Source organism: Nocardia brasiliensis IFM 10847 (genome assembly GCF_000710915.1).
In the GTDB taxonomy this organism is placed as follows: domain Bacteria; phylum Actinomycetota; class Actinomycetes; order Mycobacteriales; family Mycobacteriaceae; genus Nocardia; species Nocardia brasiliensis_A.
Window position 1 is genome coordinate 29,230 of record NZ_BAUA01000062.1, and the last position, 24,805, is coordinate 54,034.

Here is a 24,805-nt window from a genome sequence, read left to right on the forward strand (position 1 = left end):
TCAATGCAGCTTGTGCGCGTAGACCGCCAGGCGCACCCGGTTGTCGCAACCGGTCTTGCTCATCAAGTTCGCGACGTGCGTCTTCACCGTCGTGACGCCGAGGTGCAGACGATCGGCGATCTCCTGATTGCTCCAGCCCGCGCCGACCAGGGACAGCACCTCCCGTTCGCGTGGCGTCAATTCCGCTTGCGCGGCAGGCGATTCCGGCTCCGGCCGGGTGGCCACGGCGCGATCGACGAGGCGGCGCAGCAGGTTCTGGGAGAAGAGCATGTCGCCGTCGGCGGTGCGGCGGATGGCGGCGAGCAGCTCGCTCGGCTCGGTGTCCTTGATCAGGTAACCCGCGGCCCCCGCGGCGAGCGCCGGAAACAGATGCTCGTCGTCATCGAAGGTGGTGAGCACCAACACTTTCGCCGAGGGCCGCGCCCCGACGATCTGCTCGGTCGCGGCGACACCGTCGAGGCCGGGCATGCGCAGATCCATCAGGATCAGATCGGGTGACAGTTCTGCCGCCGACCGGATGGCCGCGACGCCGTCGGCGGCTTCGCCGATCACCTCGAGGTCGGGGGTGGCGTCGATCAGCATCCGCAGGCCCGCCCGGACCAGGCGTTGATCGTCGACCAGCAGCACGGTGATCACGCGAGGACCCCCGCTCGGTCCGCGGCGCCGGGCAACCAGGCGGCCACCGCCCAACCCCGCGCGGTCGCACCGACATCCAGCGTGCCGCCCGCGAGTTGCACCCGCTCGCGCATGCCGACGATGCCGTGGCCCACCGAAACCGCTGTCGCACTGCCTTTTCCGCCACTGTCGACACGCAATCGCACCCCACCGTCGCGATCGCGCACATCGACCCGGACCGGTACCGCCGGATCGGCGTGTTTCATCACATTGGTCAGCGATTCCTGCACCAGCCGCAGCAGGGTCAACCGCCCGATCGCGTCCAGGCCCGCCGTACCGAGCGCCAGCTCCGCGTCGACGGTGAACCCGGCTACCCGCACGCGCTGCACGGCGGCCGTGATCTCCTTGTGCACCGCCGCCGCGTCCACGAGCGCGACCTCGCCGAGCGCCGGATCGCGCAGCGCCGCGAGCAGCCGCCGGATGTCGGCGAGTGCGTCGGTGGCGGTGGCGCGGACGTCGTCGAGCACCGCGGTCACGCCCGGGTCCAGATCGGGTGCGACGTGCCGGGCGATGCCGACCCGCAGCACGATCGAGGCCATGTGATGGGCCACCAGGTCGTGCAGCTCGCGGGCCAGCGCGCTGCGCTCGTTCGCGCGGGTGCGCAGTTCGGCGTCGGCGCGGCGGGCTTCGGCGTCCGCCGCGCGCAGCCGCAGGCTCGCCGCCAGCGCCCGCTGGCCACGCAGGTACAGGCCGAGCAGCAGCGGCACACCCACATAGGTGCCCGCCTCGACCAGAATCGCGGCGCGCGAAAGTGACGCGTCATGACTGCCCCAGCGCCCGAGCAGCACCGCGCAGGCCCAGCAGGCTGCCGCGAGCACCACCCGGGTATCGCTCCGGGTCCGCATCACCGCCTCGACCAGAGCGACGGCCCCGAGATACGGCACCAGCCCGGACAGACCCCAGGCCTCGGTCCGGAACATCGGCACGGCGAGCGCGGCGAGCGCGATCGCCACCGCCAGCGGCCACCGCCGACCCACCACGAACAACCCGCTCGCGACCATGGCCAACACCCAGTAACTCCAGGGCACCCGGTACTGGCCGGGGAAGGTGCTGGCCGCCAGCAGCAGCGGAACCACGACGAGCGGGAGACACCGAACGGCCGACCGCAGGGCGGGCCGGGAACCCATCTCCATCACGGTCCCACGGTAAGGGACTGCGGTTTCGCGGCCATCAAGACCTCCGGGCCGAGCGATGTGCACGGATCGGAAGCTCGGCCGTTAGCACGTCGGCGAGCCGCGCACAAGGGTCCGCGGGCGGAGCGGGCTGCCACGAACAGCGGCTTCCGGGCCGATTTCCGCAATCGGTGAGCAATCGAAGCTGGAACGGACACCGACGACAAGGAGTAAACCGTGGTCTCGAGACGAGGCTTCCTCACCGGAGTCGCCGTGCTGCCACTCGCGGCGGCCTGCACCGGGCGACCCGCGGGCGCGCCGAGCTCGGCCACCAGGCCGCTGCCCATCCCGCCGCAGGCCCGCTCGACGGTGGATGCCGCCGGCGTCCGGCACTTCCGGCTCGACGTCCAGGCGGGCAGCTCGGAGATCCTGCCCGGCAAGCGCACGCCGACCTGGGGCTACAACGGGTCGATCCTCGGACCGACGCTGCGGGCCCGACGCCACGAGACGGTCGCGTTCACCGTGCGCAACACCCTCGCCGAGCCGACCACCGTGCACTGGCACGGCATGCACGTGCCCGCCCGGCACGACGGCGGGCCGCATCAGACGATCGAAGCGGGCGGCGACTGGTCGCCCGAGTGGACGGTCGATCAGCAGGCCGCGACCCTCTGGTACCACCCGCATCCGCACGGCGCCACCGAAAAGCATGTCTACCGCGGACTTTCCGGCCTGTTCCTCGTCGACGACGACACGTCCGACGCGCTCGACCTCCCGAAAGATTATGGCGTCGACGATATTCCGCTGATCATCCAGGACCGGCGCTTCACCGCCGATGGCGCCCTGGACGAATCCGACCCGACCGATGTGGGCCTGCTCGGCGACACCATCGTCACCAACGGTATCGCGGACGCGCACCTGGACGTCGGCACCGACCGGGTCCGGCTGCGGCTGCTCAACGGGTCGTCGGGCCGCATCTACCGGCTCGCGTTCGCCGACGACCGCGAATTCCAGCTCGTCGCCTCCGACGGCGGCCTGCTCGCCGCGCCGGTGCCGTTGCGCGCCGTCCAGCTCAGTCCCGGCGAGCGCGCCGAGATCGTCGTCGGCCTGCGCGACGGTGAACAGATCATGCTGCGCTCGCTGCCGATCCTCGCGCGCCGCGATATCGATCGCGCGGCCGCGTTCGGCTTCGACGACACCTTCGACATCGTGCTGCTGCGCGCGGGTCGAAACCTGAAACGATCGGCGCCCCTTCCCGGTTCGCTCACCACGAGCGCGCCGCTCGCCACCCCGGACACCCCGGTCGATCACGAATTCGAACTGAAGTGGTTCATGATCAACGGTCAGCGGATGGACATGAACCGCATCGATCTCACGATTCCGGTCGACACCACTCAGGTCTGGTCGGTCCGCAACAACGACAACTGGCCGCACAACTTCCACGTGCACGACGTCCAATTCCAGGTGATCACCGTCGACGGCCAAGCCCCGCCGCCCGAACTCGGCGGCTGGAAGGACACCCTTTACACCGAGCCCCAGCGCGTCTATCGCCTGGCCATGCGCTTCGCCACGCACAGCGACCCCACCTACCCGTACATGTTCCACTGCCACCTGCTCCTGCACGAGGACCACGGCATGATGGGCCAATTCCTCGTCCTCGCCCCGGGCCAGCAGCCCGCGCCTATGGTCATGGACATGCCCGGCATGCACGCCGAATCAGGCTCCGGGCCAAGGCATCACGGGTGAGAACTACTTGCCCCCCGTGAGGTTGCGCAGGTCGCGAACATAGGTGACGGCCTGTTTGCCTTCGCCGGGACTGCGCGTCTCCAGCTCGAAAAGCGTAGTAGCGCTGAATAGTTCGCCCAGCTTGCGATAACCGTAGGTGCGTGGGTCGAAGTCGGGGCGCTGCTTGTTGATGATGGAACCGACACCGGCCAGAGTGGCCCAGCCGGAGTCGTCGGAGGCGGCGTCGACCGCGTTGCGCAGCAGGTTCATCAGCTTGGCGTCCCCCTCGAACTGCTTGGCCGTGCTGCGCCGAGCGCCCGTCGGGGCCTCTTCGATGGTGCCCGTGAGGTTTTCGGTATAGATGAACTTGTCGCAGGCCGCCACGAACGGCTTCGGCGTCTTGTGCTGACCGAATCCGTAGACGGTCAGCCCGGATTCGCGGATGCGACTGGCCAGCCGGGTGAAATCGCTGTCGCTGGAGACGATCACGAAGCCGTCCAGGTTGCCGGTGTAGAGCAGGTCCATCGCGTCGATGATCATCGCCGAATCGGTGGCGTTCTTACCGGTGGTGTAGCCGAACTGCTGGATCGGCTGGATCGACTGCGCGAGCAGTTGATCTTTCCAGCCCTTGAGGTTCGTGCTCGTCCAGTCGCCGTAGGCCCGCTTCACGTGCGCCGTCCCGTACTTGGCCACCTCGGCGAGCAGCCCGTCGGCGATGCCGGGCTGGGCATTGTCCGCGTCGATCAGCACCGCGAGTCGCGTAGCGTTGTCGCTGGTCACAGCACACCCCAATCGTCGGTCGGCTCGAGCACCCACCGTAGCCCGGCGCGCGCCGTCAGTCGCGTAGGGCTTGTTCGCGCAGGGTGCTGAGCGTTTTGGCGAGGATCCGGGAGACCTGCATCTGGGACACGCCCAGGTGTGCGGCGATCTGATCCTGGGTCTTGGACTCGAAGAACCGCATCACCAGTACCTGGCGTTCCCGTTCGGGCAACGCCGCGATCAGCGGTTTCACCGCGAGGTAGTCCTCGACGGTGCGGTACTCCGGCTCCTCGGCGCCCAGGCTGTCCAGCGGTGAGCGCGGGGCGTTCTCGTCGTCGCTGTCGGAGCCGACGTCGATCGAGGAGGTCTGGTACGCGTTGCGCGCGATCAGCGCCTGGGTGACCTCGACGAGATCGGCGCCGAGTTCCTCGGCGATCTCGCGCGCCTTGGGCATCCGGCCCAGGCGCTGCGCGAGGGTCTCGATCGCGGGCGCGATGGTCTGCTGAATCTCCTTGAGCCGCCGGGGAACCCGCACCGACCAGGTGTAGTCCCGGAAATGCCTGCGCACCTCGCCCATGATGGTGGGCACGGCGAAGGCCAGGAACGGCGAACCCTGGGTGGGATCGAAACGGTCCACCGCGGCGACCATCCCGACCCGCGCGATCTGCAACAGGTCGTCGAAGTTCTCGCCGCGACCGGTGAACTTGCGCGCGATGTGCTCGGCCAGCGGCAGGCAGCGACCGATCAGTTCCTCGCGTAGCGCCGCGCGTCCGGGGTCATCCGGATCGAGCGCGGCCAACTCCAGGAACTGCGGCTCGATATTGTCGTAGCTGTCGCCGCCACGACGACGCGGCTGCTGGTCCACCTCGGACCGGGTCGCATCATTGCTCATCGAGTTCGCCCCGGGCCCAGACGAATTCGACGACAGTCGGATAACCGTCGACGGCCGCGTCGAACGGCGCACGGGTCGCGGTGACCGAGTCGGTCAGTGTCTGCACGATGTGCCAGCCGAAACTGCCTGTCCCGACCTCGGTTTCGGAGCGGCCCACGGCCTGGATCGCGGCCTTCAGCACGCCTTCGCGGTAGGTGAAGGCGCAGGAAATGGTCGAACCGGGCACCGCGTCCTGCAGCAGCACGGTCGCGATCTCGTCGAGCGCGAGCCGGATATCGGTCACCTCGTCCAGCCCGAAGTCCGCGATCAGCAGCACTGTCTCGGCGAGCGCGCGCAGCATGGTCAGCTGCTCCGGCGTCGCGGGGACGGTCACGGCGACCGTCGTTGTCTCCGTCACGGATTCCGATACCCGTTCACTCATTCCGCCACCACCCTCGTGCGCCACGTGCTCGACCGACGCGTCAGCCTACCCGGAGCGGGTTTGCGACGGCAGAGCCGCGCCGACATTATCCGGCGGCGCGGCCCGTGCGGTGGCTACTTCTCGATGTTCTCGAAGTCGAATTGGCCGTTCCAGGTGAGTTCGGCCTTCTTCACCTTCTCCCCCAAGCCCGCGGTGGCGATGTAGTCGAGCACCGGGATGTCGGCCATGTCGCGCAGCAGCAGGGTCTGCGCCTGCCCGACGAGCTTGTAGGACTCCTCCAGCGACGCGGCCGCCAGCGCGGCGTCGATGAGCTTGTCGAATTCGGGGTTGGCGTAATCGATGTTGTTGGTGCCGGCCCCGGTGTAGTACTGCGCGGTCAGGAACTGGAGCATGGTCGGGTAGTCGCCCTGCCAGCCGTAGCGGAACGCCTTGCCGATGGTCCGCGCGGTGATCGCGGTCCGGATGTCCTTGAACGTCGGGTAGGGCGCGCCGACCGCCTCGATGCCGAGCGTGTTCTTGATACTGTTGGCGACCGCTTCGATCCAGGCCTGGTGACCGCCGTCGGAGTTGTAGGCGATCTCGTACGTGCCCGACCACGGCGAGATGGCATCGGCCTGGGCCCACAGCTTCTTGGCCTCGGTCGGGTTGAACTTCAGCACCTCGGCCCCCGGCAGGTCGCCGTTGAAGCCGGGCAGCGTGATCGCGGTGAAGTCGCGGGAGGGCACCCGGGTGCCGTGGAAGATGTTCTCGCAGATCTGTTCCCGGTTGATCGCCATGGACAGCGCCTTGCGGCGCAGCACGCCTTCCTCGCCGGACAGGTGCGGAATATTGGATTGGCTGCTCACGTGCTGGTTCTGGGCCGTGGGCTTGGTGATCGCGCGATCGCCGAGGTCCTGCTTGTAGGAGGCCAGCGCGCTGTCCGGGATGGTGTCGAGCGCGTCGAGATTGCCCGCGATCAGGTCCGCGTAGGCGGTGTCGAACGACTGGTACATGACGAACCGAATGCCCTTGTTCTTGGCCGGGCGCGCGCCCTTGTAGTCCGGATTGGCGACCAGGTCGACCTTGACGTTGTGCTCCCACGCGCCGGTCCGCGCGAACTTGTACGGCCCGTTGCCGATCGGGTTCTCGCCGTAGGCCTTCATGTCCTTGAACGCGACCTCGGGCATCGGATAGAACGGGGTGAACGCGAGCGCGAGCTCGAAGTCGATCGACGGACGCGTCAGCGCCACGGTGAACGTGTGCTCGTCGACCACCTTCAGACCCGACATCGTCTGCGCGGTGGGCTTTTCCGCGGCCACGTCGTCGTATCCGACGATCGGCGCGAAGACGTAGCCCTGCAATTGCGCGTTGGTGCTGAGCGCGCCGTAATTCCAGGCGTCGACGTAGGACTTGGCCGTCACCGGCGTGCCGTCGGTGAACTTCCAATCCGGCTTGATGGTGATCTTGTAATTCTTGCGGTCGGTCGTCTCGATGGACTGCGCCATGTCGTCGTGCGCCACACCGTCGGCGTCGTAATACTTCAGCCCCGCGAATATCCGGTCCGCGATCCGGCTGCCGTTGTTGTCGTTCATGCTGGTCGGCACGATCGGGTTCTGTGGCTCGGTGATATTGGTCGTCACGATGCCCGCGTCGGCGTCCTCGTCGGACGAGCACGCGGACAGTCCGAGGCCCGCGGCCAATAGCACCGCCGCCGTCAACGCACCAGCTCTTGTGAATCTCACTGCGTTTCTCCCCATGTCGAGAAATGGAGGGAACCCGTGACACGCGTGAGGTCACCAGCGCGTGCCGACACGATCCGCCTTGAATGTCCTCGGACAGTAGCGATTCCGGCAAGCGCTGTCATCAGATCGACAACTTGCGGCGGGTGGGGCGTTTTACAGCCAGTCCTTCTTGCGGAACAGCACCTGCAGGAACACCGCGAGTACGACCATCGCGCCGAGCACGATCGGATACCCGTACACCCAGGTCAGTTCGGGCATGGTCGCGAAATTCATCCCGTATATCCCGGCGATCAGCGCGGGCGCGGCCGCCGTGGCGACCCAGGCCGCGATCTTGCGGACGTCCTGCGCCTGCCGTAGCCCGACCTGGGTGAGGTTGACGTCGAGCACGCCGTCGAGCAGTGCGCGGCGGCCGCGGACCCGGCTATCGAGGTAGCGCAACCGCCGATCGACCTCGTGCAGCGCCTGCTCGCCGACGCAGGCGGCGCACGGATCCATGCCGACCCAGCGCGGCAGGCGGCGGCGGATGAGCCGTTCCAGCGGTTCGTCGACCAGTTGCCCGGTCACCTGCTCCACTTCCATCAACAACCGGCGCAACCGATAGATCTCGGCGGCCAGGTTGGTGCCGCGCTCGGCGAAGATCTCCCGCTCGAGCAGCCTGATCTCCCGATCGATGTCCTCGATCAGCGTCGCGAAACCGTCGATGACCAGCTCGAGCACCCCGTGCAGCAGTGCGAGCGGGCCGCCGCGCAGTTCGGTCCGGCCGTCCTCCAATTCCGCCCGCAGGGCCGCGAATCCGGTCATGTCCGCGTCGCTGACCGTCACCACGAAATCGGGCCCGACCACCAGCAGCAGATCGGTGAGGGCGACCGTCATGCTCTCCGGGCGATAGTGACCGGTGGTCAGCGCGATGAGCACCGTATCCCCGACCACGCGCATGCCGGGCCGTTGCAGTTCGTCGTGCGCGGCCGAGATGGCCTGCGGGGCAACGCCCACCGTTTCGTGCAGGCGCGCCAGGTCACCGTCGTCGGGATTCTGCACGCTGACCCACGCGAACGCGCCCGGTTGACGCCAGTTCGGGCCGTACCCCGTCATCCCCACCTGGGTCAGGCCGTCGAGATACACAGCAGCTTCGGTGATCATTGCGGCATCATGCGCAGCACAACCAACCGGTCCGGATGTCCGCGGCGTCGCGGTAGCGACCATTGGGCGAACAGAACGGCAACGGTGTTCAGTTTTATTGCAGTGTCCGCCGGGTCGCGCTAATCGCTCGGCCACCCGCGGCGAATTCCGCGATACCGCCGGTTCGGCCGACTGCCCGATCGCACTGTGCACACCCACAAAGATCGAGTTCCCAGCGATGCCATGGCAACTCAGGAAATCGGTGCCGGAACCCCTGTGCTCCTGCCGATTTCGCGGTGCAATTCGCCGGATTTCGTTGCGCGGGATTCGCGGAATCGATCACTCGGCCCAAGCCACCGCGCGAGAATAAAAGCGGCCTGATCCGCCTTCACTCCGAACTATCGGCTGTCGTGGCCGAGCAGAACATGTGGGGAAACACGATGAAAATCAAAGGATTTGCCACCGCGCTTCTCGCGGTAGGAGCTACCGGAATCACCGCGGGCACCGTCGCCGCCGAACCGCTTTCGACACCATCAGCCGAGGTCAGCGTGTATGGCGTTGATCATGGCATCGGATACACCACGACAACCGACGGCCGCGGGGTGCGCACCACCGTCGACGCGGGCGCGTTCGCACTGACCCACGACGGGACCGCGGTCACGCTGACCGACGCCGCGGGCACCGTGGTCGCCGCGCTACCCACCTCGTTCACCGCCGACGGCGCGACGTTCGCGCTGCGGCCGGAGCTCGCCGACGCGGGCCGCACGGTCACGCTGACCCCGGTCAGCGCCCCGGAAACCAGCGCACACCTGGCCCAGCTCGTCGATCAGGCGGACGACACCATCGCGCGCAAGCAGTACAACGCGGGCATCGGCGCCCTGATCGGCGCGGGCATCGGCGCGGTGATCGGATTCTTCCTCGGCGGAGTCGGCGCCCTGGTCACCATCCCGATCGGGGCGGGCATCGGGGCCCTGATCGGTTACTCCACACCGTAATTCACCGACGAAGCGCCGGCGCGGCAGCTTCGCGCCGGCGCTTCGGGTAGCTCGGTACCGCCTCGGGCGCGGACCGGCCGCTGTGCATGATGGTCCGCATGACCGACCTTGTGCTCGCGATCGATCTCGGTAAGACCGGCTGCCGCGCCTCGCTGCGCCGCGACGGCCACGAGATCGGCGCCGCCACCGGATCCGGCACGCCGGGCTTGGCCAATGCCGGCGGCGTCACGGCCGCGGAGCAGTCGATCCGCGCGGTCGTCGCCCGGATCACGCCGCCCGCCACCGGTTTTGCCCTGCTCGTCGGCGCCGCGGGTGGACTCGCCGCGCCGGACGCCGCCCGGCTGCTCGCCCGCGCGCTGACCGATCTGCCCGGCGCCCGATCCGTCGCGGTCACCTCCGACGCGGTCACCGCGCATGCCGGCGCGCTCGGCGGCGCACCGGGCGTCGTGCTCGCGGCGGGCACCGGCGCGGTGGCCACCGCGGTCGACGCGGCGGGCCGATTCATCCGGACCGACGGCTGGGGTCCGCTGCTGGGCGACGAAGGCGGCGGGGCCTGGATCGGCACCGAGGGCTTGCGCGCCGCGCTGCGCGCGCACGACGGTCGCGGCCCGCAGACCACCCTCGCCACCAGGGCCACCGAGAGCTACGGGGTGACACTCGACGAACTGCCCAGGCACCTCGGGCAACACGAGAATCCCGCGCTGCTCGCGGCACGCTTCGCACCGGTCGTCGCCGCGGCCGCGGCCACCGACGAGACCGCCGCGGGCGTCATGACCGCCGCCGGGCGCGCATTGGCCCGCACCGTGCGCGCGGCGATCGCGCGCTCCGGCCTGCGGCCGCCGGTCCCCTACGCGCTCACCGGCGGGCTGGTCAATCTCGGCGCGGCCCTGCTCGATCCGCTGGATCAGGAGATCGCGCCGCTCATCGACCGGCGGACCGCGCTGGGCGGTCCGATCGACGGCGCTGCCCTGCTGGCCGGTGATACGGCTACGGTATTGGAGAAATTGGTGGTACGAATCGTCTGACAATCATTGACAGAGTTCACGTGACGGCTGACACTAAGTTGCAATCAGCACGCCGCGTCACCTAGGAGCTGCGATGAACGCACTCAACGTCGCCGTCATCGTCGTCTATCTGATCACCGTGGCGTGGATCGGCCTGCGGCTGTCCGGTAAGCAGAAGTCCAGCAGCGACTACTTCGTCAGCGAGGGCCGGATGCCCTGGTGGACCGTGTGCTTCTCGGTGGTGGCCACCGAGACCAGCGTGCTCACGGTCATCTCGATACCCGGCGGCGCGTACACCGATCAGGCCTTCGGCAATGTCGAGCTGGCACTCGGCTACATCATCGGCCGCACCATCGTGGCGACCGCGCTGATCCCGCTGTACAAGCGCGGCGGATTCGTCAGCGCCTACCAGTACCTCGAGCTGCGCTTCGGCCGCTACCTGCAGGGCGTGGCGTCGGTGACGTTCGTGTTCACCCGGCTGCTCGCCGAGGGCGTGCGCCTGTTCGCCTCCGCTATTCCGATCAAATTGCTGCTCAGCGAGTTCGGCATCGACCTCGGCTATGACGTGATCATCATCGCGTTGACCCTGCTGACGGTCGTCTACACCTATCTCGGCGGTATCAAGGCGGTCATCTGGACCGACGCGCTGCAGATGGGCCTGTATCTGTCCGGTGCGATCATCGCGATCGGCGTGCTCACCGGTCACGTCGGCGCCGCAGGCTGGTCGGATGCCCTGCACGCGGGCAAGTTCCAGGTCTTCGACACCGATTTCGGCCTGGCGCACATTCTGACCAGTCCCTTCGCCATGCCGACCGCGATCGTCGGCGGCGCCATCTTCGCCATGGCCTCGCACGGTTCCGACCAGCTGATCGTGCAACGCATCCTGGCCACCCGCTCGCTGCGCGACAGCCAGAAGGCGATGATCGGCTCCGGTATCTTCGTCGCCATCCAGTTCGCCGCCTTCTCCCTGGTCGGCGCGCTGCTGTGGTCCTACAACGACGGCAAGACGCCCAAGGAACTCGGCCTCGCCACCGCCGACAACCTCTACCCCAATTTCATCCTGCACGGCCTGCCGGTGGTGATCTCCGGCCTGCTGGTCGCCGGCATCCTCGGCGCCGCGATGGGATCGCTGTCCTCGGCCCTGAACTCGATGGCGAACTCGACGGTCGCCGACATCATCCGCAGCTTCGCCAAGCGGGAGATCTCCGACGCGTCCATGCTGAAACTGGCCCGCTATATGACTCTGGTGTGGGCGGTGCTGATGGCGCTGTGCGCGATGGGCTTCAGTGCGACCACCGGCAACGTCTACCTGACCGCGCTCACCATCGCCGGGTACACCTACGGCGCACTGCTCGGGGCGTTCCTGCTGGGCAGGCTGGTCCCACGCGCCAACCAGGTCGACGCCATCATCGCCTTCGTGGTGACGGTGATCGTGATGACCATCGTGGTGCGGGTGATCCAGATCGATGTCACGGTGGCGGGCAAGACCGTCGAGAAGGGTATCGCGGCACAGTGGCTGGTGCCGATCGGCGTGCTCGTCACACTGGTGGTCGGCGGGCTGACCAGCCGCCTCCATCCCGCCCCCGAACCGAGCCCGGAGCCGGTCGAGGCGGTGGCCTAGTGCGCGTCGTGGGGTTGATGTCCGGCACGTCGCACGACGCGATAGACGCGGTCGCCGCGGAAATATCCCTGCGGGACCGCACGATCGAGGTCCGGATCGCCGGACTGCTGAGCCGCCCCTACCCGGCCGAGTTGCGGGCCGAGCTGATCGCGGCGCTACCGCCCGCCTCGATCGATATGGCGACGGTGTGCCGGCTCGACACCGCGATCGGACAGCAGTTCGCCGCGGCGGCCGACGCAGCGGTCCACGAATTCTTCGGCGGCACAGCCGACCTCGTCGCTTCGCACGGACAGACCGTGTATCACTGGGTGCGCGAGGGCGTCGTGCACGGCACGCTGCAACTCGGCCAGCCGGCCTGGATCGCGGAACGGACCGGGCTGCCCGTCGTCAGCGATTTCCGCCCGCGCGATATCGCGGCCGGCGGACAGGGCGCTCCTCTGGTGGGCCTGTTCGATCTGTTGTGGCTGGCCGGACGGCCCGGACGCGCCGCAGCGCTGAACATCGGCGGCATCGCCAACGTCACCGTCACGGGCGAGCCGCCGGTGGCCTTCGACACCGGACCGGGCAATGCGCTCATCGATGCCGCCGTCGCCGCGGCGACCGGCGGCGCGGAACTCTTCGATCGCGACGGGCTGCGCGCCGCCCGCGGCACGGTGGACGAGCACCTGCTGAAAGCCCTTCTCGCGGAACCCTACTATCGGGCGGCGGCACCGAAGACGACGGGCAAAGAGCTGTTCAACAGCGCCTACCTCGCGCGCGTGTTGCGGGACCACGCACCCTCCGGCGAGGATATCGTCGCCACGGTGACCGCCCTGACCGCCCACACCATCGCCGACGCGCTGGCTCCCTTCGCACCGGACGAGGTGATCGTCTCCGGCGGCGGCACGCTGAATCCGACACTGTCGGCGATGCTGCGCGACCGGCTGCGGCCGGCGACTCTGCGCACCTCCGATGAACTCGGATTGCCCTCGGCCGCCAAGGAAGCCGCGGCGTTCGCGGTACTCGGCTTCCTGACCGCGCACGGGCTCGCGGGTACCCATCCGGCGGGCACCGGCGCGCGCCACGCCACGGTACTCGGCTCGATCACGCCGGGCGCGACGCCGCTCGTACTTCCCCCGGTACCGGGCACCCCACCGCAGCGGCTGACAGTGGTGGCGCGATGACCGAAGCAGCACACAGTGATTCGACGAAAGGTGGTAGCCGGGTGCCGGGTGGGCCGGAGGGCGACGACGTACGCACTCGATTACTGGGGGCGCTCCCCAGACTCACACCGGCCGGGCTGCGGGTGGCCCGGGTGATTCGCGACGATCCCTCCGGCGCCGCGCAATTGACCGTGAGCGAACTCGCCGAGCACGCCGCGACCAGCACCTCGGCCGTCGTCCGGCTCGCCAAAGCCCTTGGCTACGAGGGCTATCCGCAGTTGCGGCTAGCGCTGGCGGCAACCGCCACGGACGACGGCAGGCCGGTGTTCGCCACCGATATCGACGCCGACGACCCGCTGTCGAAGGTGTTGCAGAAGCTCACCGCCTTCGAAACCGAGGGCATGCTGGCCACCGCCGAACTCGCCGATCCCGCCACCATGCTCGCGGTGGTCGAGGCCCTGGTGCACGCGCGTCGCGTGGAACTCATCGGCATCGGCGCGTCCGGTCTGGTCGCGACCGATATGGCACAGAAACTCGCCCGGATCGGAATGTGGTGTGACGCTTGCACCTCCGAGGACGAGGCGCTGGTACTGGGCAGCTTGCTCGAGGAAGGCGATGTGCTCATCGCGTTCTCGCACTCCGGGGAGACCGCCGCGATCGTCGACGCCCTGGATCACGCCCGCGGCAGGCGCGCCACCACGGTGGCCGTCACGGCGGGTCCGCAATCCAAACTCGCCCGGGTCGCGACGCACACCGTGCTGGTAGCCGGGCGCGAGGACGGCTTCCGTTCCGCCGCGATGGCGAGCCGGATGAGTCAGCTGCTGGTCGTCGACGCGCTGTATGTCGGTGTGCTGCAACGCACTCCGTCGGCGGCGTTGGCGCTGCGCCGCACCTACGACGCGGTCGCGGACCGCAGGATCCCACGCTCGCTCCGGAAGTCTCCGTGAGCTCGGCTTTCGCTCGACCCCCGGAGTTGGCGGACCCGCAGGACAGAGGAGGCGAAGTGAACGAGATCAGCGCACTGACCACCGAGGAAGCCAATCCCCATACCGCCGCACTCGATGCCATGCCGGTCGAGGACATGCTGCGCGTCATGAACGCCGAGGACGCGGGCGTGGCCACCGCGGTGGCGCAGGCGCTGCCGCAGATCGCGCGCGCCGTGCACCGGATCGTGGCGGCGCGCGAGCAGGGCGGCCGGTTGGTCTACGTCGGCGCGGGCACCAGCGGCAGGCTCGGCCTGCTCGACGCGGTGGAGTGCCCGCCGACCTTCGGCACCGATCCCGGCGAAGTGCTCGGCATCATGGCCGGTGGCGCGCAGGCGTTCACCCGGGCGATCGAGGGCGCGGAGGACGACCCGGAGCGCGGCAGGCAGGACATGGCGGCGATCACCCTCACCGCGCGCGATGTCGTCGTCGCGCTCGCGGCCAGTGGCCGGACGCCGTACGCGATCGGCGCGCTGCAATACGCCCGCTCCGTCGGCGCGGCCACCGTCGCGGTCTCCTGCAACCGCCATGCCGAACTCAGCGCACACGCCGATATCGGCATCGAAATCGAAACGGGCCCAGAGGTTTTGACCGGATCTACGCGGTTGAAGGCGGGTACCGCGCAGAAGATGGTCTGCAACATGCTCTCGACCGCGACCATGGTGCGCTCCGGCAAGGTGTACGGCAACCTCATGGTGGACGTGCGGCCGACCAACGCCAAACTGGTCGACCGCGCCTGCCGCATCGTCGCCGACGCCACCGGCGCCGATCTCGCCACCGCCGCCGCCCTGCTCGACGACGCGGGCGGCCACCCGAAGACCGCGATCGTCATGCGTCTGGCCGGCGTCGACGCGGCCGCGGCCCGTTCCCTGCTCGCCGGCGCAGGCGGTTTCGTGCGGGTCGCGGTGGGCGAGGAAAGCTAGCGGCCGACGCGAGTCCGCCTCCAGCCCTGCCGGAGACCGCACCGGTACGGTACCGGCATGCCCTTCGTGATCGATGGTCCGATGACGTGCTATCTCATGCCCGGCGACCACGCCGAGGCCGAGCAGCGGTTTCTGGAACTGGTCGCCGGGCCGGGTGAAACCTGGCTGATCGCCTACGGATTCACCCTCACCGACGCCGCCGACAGCTTGATCGCCGCGCACCGGCGCGGCGTAGCGCTGCACCTCTACCTCGATCACACCCAGTCCGCGGGGCACACGCAGCGGCCCATCGTGCGGCAGTTGGTCGACGCCGGTATCGAGGTCACCATCGGCACCAGCACCAGCGGACGCAAATACATCTGCCACACCAAAGGTCTCGTGGTGGACACCCCGGCCGGTCCGCAGTGCTGGGAGGGCTCGGTCAATTTCAGCACCAGCGGATGGCTTCAGGTGAATACCGCGATCAATTTCGGCTCTGCGGCCTGGCGCGACCATTTCGTCGCGCAGTTCAACACGCTGCGCCACTACGCGTGGACCGAGGAGCGCGACCTTCAGCTCATGCCCGCACCCCCGGCCGACCTCGGCGAGGCGGCGCTGCCGATGCTGCCGCTGACGATCTGAGCATCGGCTAGGAGCCGGTCGAGCCCAGCGCGACCTTTTTCATCGTGAAGACGCCCAGTTCGGTCTTCTTTTTGTCGGTGCCGATGCTCACCACGTCGGCCGTGAAACTGCTCGGTTTGCCGGTGCCGTCACATGTCAGCGCGGAAATGGTGGCGTGAACCGTGCTGCCGTCGCCGATCAACTGGGTACCGCTCCAGCTGGTCAGCACATTCTTCGCGTCGACCACGAATTGTCCCAGGTAAACCACCGGTTCCGCGCCCGCCCGGGTGTATTTCGTTTCCACGAAATTGATCAGACCACCGAAACCACCGACCAGGGTGTTGTTCTCGCCGCCTTTCCACGCGCCGTCATACGCGCTGCGATCGGCCACCGACTCGCAGGTCGCGGCATGCGCGGCGGGCGCGACACCGGTCAACGCGCCGAGACCGAGCAGCCCGGCACACAGCAGTACGACACCCTCGGACATCCCCCTGGCATCACCTAGTGGCACGGTTTCGAATCCCTTCCATTTCCGATAGCCGACACAACCGACCAGCCAGTATTACAAGGGAAATCCGAATAACCCGCGCGGGCGCGCGGAAGAAACAACGCGGCGCGTTACGAGTCCGGGGTGGAATTCGCGCGGCGGGCGCGGGCGCGGCGCTTTCCCTCGTGCATGGCCTGCACGCGGGCGACCGGAATGGTGTGGCCTTCGGCGACGAGATCGGCCGGCAGGCTTTGCGGAGCGGGCATTTCGGAGGCCCACGGGTCGCGGTCGCCGAGCTGCGCCAGCGCGTTGCGCACGGTGAAATCGCGCGGGGTGACCTGCTCGAGATCCGACCAGGCCACCGGGAACGACACCGTCGTGCCCGGCCGGATGCGCGGGCTGTAGGCGGCGACCACGGTCGCGCCGCCCGCCCGGGTGGAGTCGAGGAACACCCGACCACCCCGGTCCTCGCGAATGAACGCGGTGGTCGCCAGGTCCGGATCGATCCGCTCCGCACGGGCGGCGATCGCCCGGGTCGCGGCCGCGACATCATCGATGGCGAGCCCGGGCACCAACGGGACGAAGACGTGCACCCCTTTGGCGCCACTGGTTTTCACCGCGCCGTCGAGCCCGTCGTTGCCGAGCGCCGTGCGGATCAGCTGCGCGGCGCGCACCGCCTGCCCGAACGGCTGCTCCGGCGCCGGATCGATATCGAGTACGAGGTGCGTCGGGCCTTTGCCGTGGTCGGCGAGCAGCAGCGTCGTGTGGTACTCGATCGCCCGCTGGTTGCCGAACCACACCAGCGTGCGGACTTCGTCGGCCAGCGCGTAAGTGACTTCGCGACGGGAACTCTCGGCCCACATCGTCACCCGGTGCATCCACTCCGGGGTGTACTTGGGCAGGTTCTTCTGCATGAACGGCTCCTGCCCCGGCCGCACCCGGATCACCGACAGCGGCCGGTCGCGCAGCTGGCGCACCATTCGCTCGCCGACCGCCGCCAGGTAGTCGACCAGATCCCGCTTGGTCGCCTCGGCGCCGTCGAACAGCGGCTTGTCGAGGTTGGTCAGCGCGATCCCCGCGCGGACCTCTGCACTGCCCATCGGCTCACCATGCCCGCCGCGGGCAGCGCGGTCAACCCGGGTGTTTCGCGGGCTGTATCGCGGCGAGCGCGTCCACCACGGTGCGATTCGCGCCGTTCGCGTGCCGTCCGAGCTGCGGCCAGCCCTGCCCGGCGGGCCCCAGCAACTGGGTCCAGACCTCCCGGGTCCGTTCGAGCAGTTCCCGCTGCTCCGGGTCACTGAGCGAGGACAGGAACCCACCCAGGAAGCGCGCCGCGGCGAGCCAGTCGAGCGGATCGATCTTGGCGCCCGGGTCGTAGCCATACGGCATCACGCTGAGATGCAGGTGCGGACCGCTGGATTGGCCGTTGCTGCCGACGTAACCGATCAGCTGGCCCGCCTCGACCCGGTCGCCGACCGCCAGTCCGGTCGCGCGGGCATCCCACATATGCCCGTATTCGGTGACACCGCCGCCCTCCGCGGCGGGATGGTCGATGACAATCCACTGTCCGTAGCCCGCGGCGGCACCGAGGTGGAGCACCGTGCCGCCGGCACAGGCGTGGATCGGTGTCCCGTCGGGCGCCGGGAAGTCCTGACCGGAATGGAATCCGCCGTCCCGTGGGCCGAACGGTGAACCGATCGTGAGCGTTTCGCGGGTCATGGGCCAATAGCGAGTCATGGGTGCCCTCCTCTCCGCTCCGAATATCGGTGCGCGCCGTCGCGGGTATACCGGTACGGTCCGCTCAGTGGGCCGAGCCTGGGTCGCGGGCCGGCGGTCACAGCCGGAGGTCACGTCCCGCGCCCCAACCGACCACCGCCTGCGCCAGCGTCGCGGCGGTCAATGTGAGCAGTGGGAGCGCCCAGCCCGCGGTCAGCGTGTGCAGCAAACCGAGCAGCAAGGGGCCGACCGCGGCGACCGCGAAGCCGACCGTCTGTGCCATTGCGGCGAGGGCGGCCGCCTGTGCGGCGTCGTCGGCCCGCCTGCTCTGGAAGGTCATGGCCAGCACCAGACATACGCCCGCGCCGAGACCGATCAGCAGCACCGAGACCGGCACCAAGCGCGGCGCGAGCGCGAGCAGCAGGAAACCGATCGCGTTCAGCGCCGAGGCGCCCGCGGCGAGCAGTCGCTGGTCGCCGAGCCACCGCTCGAGCCACGGCAGCAGATTGACCGCGAGCAGACCGAGCAGCTGAAAGGCGAACAGCAGCACACCCGCCGCCCGCTCGGACACGCCGTTGTCGTGCACGATGCTCGGCAGCCAGGCGATCATCGCGTAGAAGCCCAGCGACTGCAGGCCCATGAACACGCTCACCTGCCAGGCGAGACCGGACCGCCACGGGATGCCCGCGGGCGCCGTGGCGGCCGGTGCCCGCACCTGTCCGCGCTGCTGCCCCGACCAGACCAGCAGCGCGGCGACCGCGAGCACCACCCAGCATGCCAGCGCGCTGCGCCAGCCGCCGGGCAAGTGCTCCGACAGCGGCACCGACACCCCCGACGACACCGCCGCGGTCAGGGTCATCGCGGTCACGTAAGCGCCTGTCGCCCAGCCGATCCGGCGCTCGGGCAGGCTCGCGCGCAGCACCGACGGCAACAGCACGTTGCCGAAGGTGATGGCCACGGCCAAGATCGCGGTGCCCGCGAACAAGCACCACAGGCCGGCCGCCGAACGCAGCAGCACACCCGCGACGAGCCCGAGCAGGGCGAACAGCAGTACGCGAGCGGACCCGCGACCCGCGATCCGCACGACCAGGGGCGAGACGGCGGCGAATATCAGCAACGGCAACGCACCGAGAACCCCGCTGCCCGCACTGGACAGCCCCGTCTCGCGTTCGATGGTGGGCAGCAGCGCACCGACGCCGGTGAGCGCGGCCCGCAGGTTCGCGCCGATCAGCACGATGCCGATCAGCAGTCCCGCGGTCGGCAGGGTTCGGGTGCGCTCGACCACGACGGAGTTCATCGACTAGTGGTTCGAGCCGAAGGTCATCCGCCGAAGCAGCTTGTCCCGCAACAGCAGTGCGTGGAACAGCACCGCGCAGATGTGCGCGGTGAAGGCCGCGAGCAGCAGATAGGCGAGGATGCCGTGCACCGTGCGCAGCGTCGCGTACAGCCCCGCGTCGGTGGGCACGATCGCCGGGACGCGCAGCCCGCCGAAGATCCGAATCGGTATCCCGGAGGCCGAAACCAGGGCCCAGCCGATGATCGGCTGGGCCAGAAACAGTGCGTACATGAGGATTTCGGAGCCGATGGCGATCAGCCGCTCGGGCATGCTCAGGTCGAGCGGGGGTGGGGGCGGCCGGTGCCACAGCCGATTTCCGATGCGCAGCACGGCCAACGCCAGGATCGCGAACCCGAGGGACTTGTGCACCTCCAGCAGCACGTTGTAGCGGCCGAGCGAACCGACCAGCGCGCCGCCGATGAAGATCATCGCGACGATCGCGATCGCCATCAGCCAGTGCAGGATTCGCGCCGTGACGCCGAATCGGTCGAGCTGCTGGGTGCGGCTTTCGCCGAGTGCGGTCATCATGCCCGCACCACCTGGATCGCGCCCGCGGCCCGCGGCTCGCCCGCCCGCCGTCGGAACGATTCGGCGTAGACGGCCGACCGAGCGGGCAGCAGCGGATCGTCGGAAGCCGCGATGCCGTCGGGTAACACGAGCGGATCGAAATTGACGTCCTGCACATTGTCGGCGGCTTCGGTGCGCACCGCGTCGAGCACCAGCGTGCCGACCTCCACGGCGCGCCGATCGGCGGGCCACGATCTCGTCGCGTCATCGGTGGGGTCCTGGCCGCGAATCCCGATGACCAAGCGCAGTTTCCAGCGCAGCGGGCCGCGCCGCAGATCGGCGACGAGTGCGTCGAACAACTGGTCCGCGCCCGGCCGCTGCGGCGGCACCGGGCTCGTCTCCGGTTCGAACTGCCAGCGCACGGGCACCGCGCGGCCCTTGGCGTCGGTGCACTCGAACGCGTTCAGACCGTAGTAGGTCGAACTGGCGAAGCTCGGGGCGTGCGGCCCCTGCTCGATGAGCGCGAGGGCGGCCGCGGTTTTCGGATGTGTGGCCAGGTGTTGGCGCATCCGCTCCGGGTCGGGTTTGCCGGTCGCCGGATCGGGCGCGAAAGCCAGTGTCCGCGTGTAGAAATCGTCCGGGGTCGCGTCGAGAAACACCGGGACGTTCACCAGCGCCATCCGCCACTGCTCCCCGTTCGGCAGGAACAGCCGCAGGCCGAGTCCGCGCGGCGTAGCGAGATCGTCCGGCACGTGCGGATTTCCGCCGGCCAGGGAGAAACGGCCGTCGAGGCGATACCGGCCGGCGCGGAACACCGATGCCTTGCACACTTCGACGCCGTTGCCATTGCTCTCGAAATACCCCGCCACGGCAACCCCTTTGGCGTGGTTGCGGCGGCGGCCGGAAAAGTTCCCGCCCGCCGCCTCCTGCAGCCGGTCGGCGATTCGCCGCGCCGTCAAACGCCGAGGGCCGATGATGTTTTCGCTGAACAGGAAGCCGCCGATGCTCGCGGCACCGACTGCGGCGAGCACCGCGCCGCCCAGTACCGTGCGCCGATTCAACGACAAACCCGCACTTTCGTCGGTCATGAGTTCCCCCTCTTTCGTGCACTGGTGGGGCGGCGGCCGCCGCCCCGGAATATCGCGGGGCCGGATCAGGGCGGGCCGAGCGCCTGCAGGCGTTGCACCAGTTCGGCGTCCACGCCGGGCTTTTCGGCCATGAACATGTCCACCGTGGGCGCGGGCGGCCCGGACGCGGGATCGACGCGGATGTCGATCACGTAGGGCGCGCCGCCCTCGATCACCTTGAACCCGCGCTCGATGGCGTCGCGCAGCTTGCAACCCTCGGTGACGACCTCGCCGTCGATGTCGAAGGTCGCCGCGATCGCCGCGAAGTCCTGGTTGGGCTGCCCCAGCCGCAGGTACCAGGGTTCGTTGGCGGGCTCCCAGCCGTAGATCTGCTCGATCGCGCCGACGCCGGTCATCAGCGTCTTGTACTCGTGGTTGTTCAGCACCAGGTACAGCACCGGCAGGTCGAACTTGCGCGTGGTCCACCAGGCATTGGTGTGGAACAGCGCGGACCCGTCGCCGACGATGTTCACGACCAGTCGCTCCTTGCCCAGTGCGAGCGAAATACCCAGCGACGCAGGCAGAGAGAAGCCCAGCGAGCCGCCGGTGGTGCAGAAGTAGGCGTCGGGCACGTCGTACCGGATCGTCTTCTGCACCGCGGCCAGGATCGAGAACGCCTCGTTGATGACGGTGATCGGCTTGCTGAGCGTCTGCTGCACCTCGGCGATGGCCATCGGCACCTGGATGTCGGGAATCCGCGCGTCCACTTCGGCGTGCGCGAAGAGATCCGTCAGGGCCGCGAACCCTTCGTCGCGTCCGGTCGAAAGCTGATGCACCCGAAAGTTTCTCGCCTCGGCCGCGGACCAGTCGAAGTCCGGGTGGGTGGCGATGCCGTCGATGATCCGCGGCAACGTCATCGCGATGTCACCGAGGACCCCGACCTCCGAGTAGTAGTTCTTGCCGATCTCCCACGCGTCGTTGTGCAGCGTGACCTGGGTGAGGTGCGCCGGAATGATCGGCCCGTTCTCCCAGCGGAAGACGAGGATCTGCGCCTGGGTGTTCACCCCGATCTGGAAGACCGTGTCGAAGTCGCCCAGCTGCATGTGCACGCCCTCCTGAGTGGGCAGCAGCTCGCCCTGCCAGTGCGGCAGATCGTTCGGATAGTTCAGCCTGCTCGACTGATTCGTCGAATAGACCGCCGCGCCGAGCAGCGTCGCCAGCTCCTCGATCTCCGGCCAGGCCGCCGCCTCGCCGACGCCGTCCCCCACCAGCAGCACCGGATTCCGCGCGCGGGCAAGGGTTTCCGCGGCCGCGGCGACGCCGGCGGGATCGCCGATCACCGCGTGCGCGATCCGGGTGGCCCGCCCCGTCTCCTGCAGCGCGGGCGCCTCGATCAGGAAGTTCCACGGTATCGAGATGAACACCGGCTGGAACGGCGGCACCTGCACCTCTTTGAACGCGCGCTGCATGACGATCGGGATCTCGTCGACGTTGCGGATCTCGTGCGCCCACTTGGTGTACTGGCCCGCGGTCCGCACCAGGTCCGAGGCCAGGATCGGCTCCTGCACCAGCAGATCGCTGTGCTGCTGGCCGCAGAACACCAGCAGTGGGATGTTGGACCGGTAAGCGTTGAACAGGTTTCCGATGATGTTGGCGGTGCCCGGCGTGACGTGCACGATCGCCGCGCCCGGCCGCCCCGACATCCTGGCGTAGCCCATGGCGGCGCCGAGCGCGATGTTCTCGTGCAGGCACGGAATGTAGGACACCCCGTTCTCCGGGATGGTGGTGCCATCGATCAGCGGGATCTCGTGGGTGCCCGGCACGCCGAAGGCGTATTCGATCCCCGCGTCGCGCAGATAGTCGAAGATGATGTCGCGTCCCAGCTTCTTACCAGGTGAATCCATTGTCATTCCTTCATTGCCCGGTCCAGTTCGGGGCGCGTTTCGCCACGAAGGCCCGGGGTCCTTCCTGTGCGTCGGCCGAGTTCGCCCGCAGGGTCTCCCACGGGTAATCGGCCACGAATGCGTCCGGCAGCGACTTGGCCGCCCCGGCCGCGGCGGCCTGTTTGATCGCGCGCACCGACAGCGGCGCGCAGGCCAGCAGATCGGCGACCCAGCGATCGACGCAGGCGTCCAGTTCGGCGGCCGGGACCACCTCGTTGATCAGGCCGAGTGCGGCGGCCCGTGCGGCGGGCAACCGCCGACCGGTCAGCAGATACCCGAGCGCCACCCGGTACGGCGCCTGCCGCGGCAGCCGGAACACCCCGCCCGCCCCCGGGATCAGCCCGAGTTTCGCTTCTGGGAGCCCGAATTCGGCGTCATCGGCGGCGACGATGAGGTCGCAGGCGAGCGCGAGTTCGAAACCACCGCCGAGCGCGTAGCCGGACACCTTGGCGATCACCGGCTTGGCGAAGGCGAACCGCTCGGTCAGCCGGGGGAATCCCGGTTTGCCCGCACTACCGAACGACGAGTGCGCCGTGCCCGCGTCGATCCGCCCGGCCAGCTCCTTCAGATCCTGCCCGACCGAAAACGCCCGTCCCCCTTTGCCGCCGAGCACTACCACCCAGATCGCCGGGTCGGCCTCGATATCGTCCCAGACCTGCCCGAGCTCGTGGTGCATCCGCAGGTTCATCGCGTTGAGCACCTCGGGTCGGTCGAGTTCCACGGTGGCCACGCGGCCGTGCTTGCGGTAGTCCACCGTCGTCAGGGTCTCCACGGACAGCGTCATCGGCCCACCCCCGCATGGAAGCGGCTCACCTTCGTCAGCACGTCGGCGCCGTAGCACCGCAACGCCTGATGCAGCGCGAATTCCGACAGATAGCGGCGGAACACATCCTGTGGTTCCTCGGCGCAGACCAGCATGTGCTTGTTCGCGACGACCGCAGGTGCGGCGAGTTGCGCTGCGGCCCGGTCGATTTCGTTGTCCATCAGATCGGACTCGATCACCGTGTCCAGCACCAGACGGGCATCGGGATCGGTCGCCGCGATCTTGCGCCCGTACAGGATCACCTCGCGGGAGAGCCGGAAGTTCGTCGCGCGACCCAGGCGCAGGTTGCCCGCCCCCGGAATGATGCCCTCCTGCGCGGCCGGCAGGCTGACGAAACTGTCGGCGGCCGCGATCACCCGATCGAAGACCAGCAGCAGTTGCGCGCCGCCGCCGATCGCGAACGAGTCGACCGCGGCGATCCACGGCTTGGTGGCCGGACCGGACAGCCAGTGCCGCTCGTCCCGGGTCATCCCACGCAGAATCTTCGCGATATAACCGGTTTCGCGACCGAGGATGAAATCGACGAACGAGATCCGGCCCTCGTGCAGGTGCTTCAGGTTGATGCCCGCGCTGAACACCCGGCGACCTCGGTATCGCGGATGATCCATCACGCCGCCGCGCACCACGCCGACCCGGGAGCGCGGGTCGAGCAGCACCAGATCGACCGCGCACTCCATATCCGCGACGTGTTGATTGTCCTCGGCGTTGAGGCAGTGACCGTTGGTGACGGTCAGCGTCGCGGTGGTGCCGGTGCGCCGCAACTCGACCGCGGGCAGCGTGAGCAGCCCGGTCGCCTCGTACTCGGCCAGCAGGCCGAGCGCGCGCGGCGTCGGGGCGCGCATCGCGTCCAGCAGATGGTTGCCCGCGACGGGATCGGCGAAGACGGCGTGAAAGAAGACGCCCTGGTCGATCTCCCAGCCTTCCTTGGCCGCCTGCGGCGTCCCGGCTTCGGCGCCGAGTTGCCCGGCATCGGGCAGCAGACCGGGAAACAGCTCCCCGGCCGCCGCGGCGAGTTCGGCCAGCCGCAGCGGGCGGCGCAGGTCGTCGGTCGCCGCGGCATAGACCTCGCTCAGATGCGCGCGCAGGAACCGGCGGCGCAGCGTCCGCACGGCACGGTGAGACTCGGCCGCGCGCGCCGCGTCGCTCTCGCCGCGCTGCGGCACCGGCCCGAGCGAACGCAGGAAGGCAGCGTGTTCTTTTGCCGCCATGTGCAATTCGTCTCGGTCACGGTCGAGCG

Annotated in this window: 24 protein-coding genes; 8 read left to right on the forward strand and 16 right to left on the reverse strand. The window is 68.7% G+C overall.

The annotated features are described in order from the left end of the window. Positions 1 to 636, reverse strand: a complete 636-nt coding sequence (locus NBRGI_RS12990; RefSeq protein ID WP_029895916.1) for a response regulator — start codon at positions 634 to 636, stop codon at positions 1 to 3. Beyond that, positions 633 to 1,808 carry a sensor histidine kinase gene (locus NBRGI_RS12995; protein WP_029895918.1) on the reverse strand — a complete coding sequence of 392 codons (1,176 nt, stop codon included), beginning with the start codon at positions 1,806 to 1,808 and terminating at the stop codon, positions 633 to 635. The genes NBRGI_RS12990 and NBRGI_RS12995 overlap by 4 nt, the downstream gene beginning before the upstream one ends. A 216-nt stretch (positions 1,809 to 2,024) precedes the next feature. Between NBRGI_RS12995 and NBRGI_RS13000 the strand changes: the two genes are divergently transcribed. Beyond that, on the forward strand, positions 2,025 to 3,530 hold the full coding sequence (locus NBRGI_RS13000; protein WP_036558824.1) for a multicopper oxidase family protein: 1,506 nt from the start codon (positions 2,025 to 2,027) through the stop codon (positions 3,528 to 3,530). Positions 3,531 to 3,533: 3 nt separating this feature from the next. Here the strand turns inward: NBRGI_RS13000 and NBRGI_RS13005 are convergent, their stop codons facing one another. The 5 genes from NBRGI_RS13005 to NBRGI_RS13025 all read right to left on the reverse strand — a co-directional run bounded on the left by NBRGI_RS13005 (position 3,534) and on the right by NBRGI_RS13025 (position 8,442). Then, positions 3,534 to 4,289: an NYN domain-containing protein gene (locus NBRGI_RS13005; RefSeq protein ID WP_029895923.1), complete on the reverse strand. Its 756-nt coding sequence runs from the start codon at positions 4,287 to 4,289 to the stop codon at positions 3,534 to 3,536. Between the two features lie 55 nt (positions 4,290 to 4,344). Beyond that, positions 4,345 to 5,160 (reverse strand): RNA polymerase sigma factor SigF, encoded by an 816-nt coding sequence (locus tag NBRGI_RS13010; protein WP_029895925.1) that lies wholly within the window; start codon positions 5,158 to 5,160, stop codon positions 4,345 to 4,347. Continuing rightward, complete coding sequence (locus NBRGI_RS13015) at positions 5,150 to 5,581, reverse strand: anti-sigma factor (RefSeq protein ID WP_051727707.1); 432 nt, start codon at positions 5,579 to 5,581, stop codon at positions 5,150 to 5,152. Before NBRGI_RS13015 ends, NBRGI_RS13010 begins: the two co-directional genes overlap by 11 nt. 113 nt (positions 5,582 to 5,694) lie before the next feature. Further along, on the reverse strand, positions 5,695 to 7,317 hold the full coding sequence (locus NBRGI_RS13020; RefSeq protein ID WP_036558829.1) for a peptide ABC transporter substrate-binding protein: 1,623 nt from the start codon (positions 7,315 to 7,317) through the stop codon (positions 5,695 to 5,697). 138 nt (positions 7,318 to 7,455) lie between these two features. Further along, positions 7,456 to 8,442 carry a CorA family divalent cation transporter gene (locus tag NBRGI_RS13025; RefSeq protein WP_029895928.1) on the reverse strand — a complete coding sequence of 329 codons (987 nt, stop codon included), beginning with the start codon at positions 8,440 to 8,442 and terminating at the stop codon, positions 7,456 to 7,458. 419 nt (positions 8,443 to 8,861) lie between these two features. Here NBRGI_RS13025 and NBRGI_RS13030 point away from each other — a divergent pair, with 419 nt between their 5' ends. The 7 genes from NBRGI_RS13030 to NBRGI_RS13065 all read left to right on the forward strand — a co-directional run bounded on the left by NBRGI_RS13030 (position 8,862) and on the right by NBRGI_RS13065 (position 15,710). Beyond that, on the forward strand, positions 8,862 to 9,416 hold the full coding sequence (locus tag NBRGI_RS13030) for a hypothetical protein (RefSeq protein ID WP_029895929.1): 555 nt from the start codon (positions 8,862 to 8,864) through the stop codon (positions 9,414 to 9,416). Positions 9,417 to 9,514: 98 nt separating this feature from the next. Beyond that, positions 9,515 to 10,441, forward strand: a complete 927-nt coding sequence (locus NBRGI_RS13040) for an N-acetylglucosamine kinase (RefSeq protein ID WP_029895930.1) — start codon at positions 9,515 to 9,517, stop codon at positions 10,439 to 10,441. Positions 10,442 to 10,514: 73 nt separating this feature from the next. Further along, complete coding sequence (locus NBRGI_RS13045) at positions 10,515 to 12,041, forward strand: sodium:solute symporter (protein ID WP_029895931.1); 1,527 nt, start codon at positions 10,515 to 10,517, stop codon at positions 12,039 to 12,041. Continuing rightward, positions 12,041 to 13,204: an anhydro-N-acetylmuramic acid kinase gene (locus NBRGI_RS13050; protein WP_029895932.1), complete on the forward strand. Its 1,164-nt coding sequence runs from the start codon at positions 12,041 to 12,043 to the stop codon at positions 13,202 to 13,204. Before NBRGI_RS13045 ends, NBRGI_RS13050 begins: the two co-directional genes overlap by 1 nt. Beyond that, entirely contained in the window at positions 13,201 to 14,130 is a 930-nt protein-coding gene (locus NBRGI_RS13055; protein ID WP_081878025.1) for a MurR/RpiR family transcriptional regulator, read from the forward strand. The genes NBRGI_RS13050 and NBRGI_RS13055 overlap by 4 nt, the downstream gene beginning before the upstream one ends. 56 nt (positions 14,131 to 14,186) lie before the next feature. After that, the gene (murQ, locus tag NBRGI_RS13060) at positions 14,187 to 15,089 is read left to right on the forward strand and encodes an N-acetylmuramic acid 6-phosphate etherase (protein ID WP_029895934.1); all 903 of its coding nucleotides are present in this window, start codon (positions 14,187 to 14,189) and stop codon (positions 15,087 to 15,089) included. A 57-nt stretch (positions 15,090 to 15,146) separates the two neighbouring features. Continuing rightward, entirely contained in the window at positions 15,147 to 15,710 is a 564-nt protein-coding gene (locus NBRGI_RS13065; protein ID WP_029895936.1) for a phospholipase D-like domain-containing protein, read from the forward strand. A 7-nt stretch (positions 15,711 to 15,717) separates the two neighbouring features. On the opposite strand, the gene NBRGI_RS13070 is transcribed toward NBRGI_RS13065, so the two are convergent. From NBRGI_RS13070 to dpgC, 9 genes are all read right to left on the reverse strand, one after another. After that, on the reverse strand, positions 15,718 to 16,176 hold the full coding sequence (locus NBRGI_RS13070; RefSeq protein ID WP_029895942.1) for a hypothetical protein: 459 nt from the start codon (positions 16,174 to 16,176) through the stop codon (positions 15,718 to 15,720). A gap of 131 nt (positions 16,177 to 16,307) precedes the next feature. Beyond that, a complete protein-coding gene (locus NBRGI_RS13075) occupies positions 16,308 to 17,276 on the reverse strand; it encodes a DNA polymerase domain-containing protein (RefSeq protein WP_029895944.1) in 969 nt (322 codons plus the stop codon). A gap of 31 nt (positions 17,277 to 17,307) precedes the next feature. Continuing rightward, on the reverse strand, positions 17,308 to 17,913 hold the full coding sequence (locus NBRGI_RS45130) for a M23 family metallopeptidase (protein ID WP_051727708.1): 606 nt from the start codon (positions 17,911 to 17,913) through the stop codon (positions 17,308 to 17,310). A 97-nt stretch (positions 17,914 to 18,010) separates the two neighbouring features. Further along, a complete protein-coding gene (locus tag NBRGI_RS13085; protein WP_029895948.1) occupies positions 18,011 to 19,189 on the reverse strand; it encodes an MFS transporter in 1,179 nt (392 codons plus the stop codon). Between the two features lie 3 nt (positions 19,190 to 19,192). Beyond that, the gene (locus NBRGI_RS13090) at positions 19,193 to 19,753 is read right to left on the reverse strand and encodes a cytochrome b (protein WP_081878026.1); all 561 of its coding nucleotides are present in this window, start codon (positions 19,751 to 19,753) and stop codon (positions 19,193 to 19,195) included. Further along, positions 19,753 to 20,823, reverse strand: a complete 1,071-nt coding sequence (locus tag NBRGI_RS13095; RefSeq protein ID WP_029895952.1) for a catalase family peroxidase — start codon at positions 20,821 to 20,823, stop codon at positions 19,753 to 19,755. The genes NBRGI_RS13090 and NBRGI_RS13095 overlap by 1 nt, the downstream gene beginning before the upstream one ends. A gap of 65 nt (positions 20,824 to 20,888) precedes the next feature. Then, positions 20,889 to 22,706, reverse strand: a complete 1,818-nt coding sequence (locus tag NBRGI_RS13100; RefSeq protein ID WP_029895954.1) for a thiamine pyrophosphate-binding protein — start codon at positions 22,704 to 22,706, stop codon at positions 20,889 to 20,891. A 10-nt stretch (positions 22,707 to 22,716) separates the two neighbouring features. Continuing rightward, positions 22,717 to 23,529, reverse strand: a complete 813-nt coding sequence (gene dpgD, locus NBRGI_RS13105; RefSeq protein WP_029895956.1) for an enoyl-CoA-hydratase DpgD — start codon at positions 23,527 to 23,529, stop codon at positions 22,717 to 22,719. Further along, a complete protein-coding gene (gene dpgC / locus NBRGI_RS13110) occupies positions 23,526 to 24,776 on the reverse strand; it encodes a (3,5-dihydroxyphenyl)acetyl-CoA 1,2-dioxygenase DpgC (protein WP_235210936.1) in 1,251 nt (416 codons plus the stop codon). The genes dpgD and dpgC overlap by 4 nt, the downstream gene beginning before the upstream one ends. Positions 24,777 to 24,805: the final 29 nt, after the last annotated feature.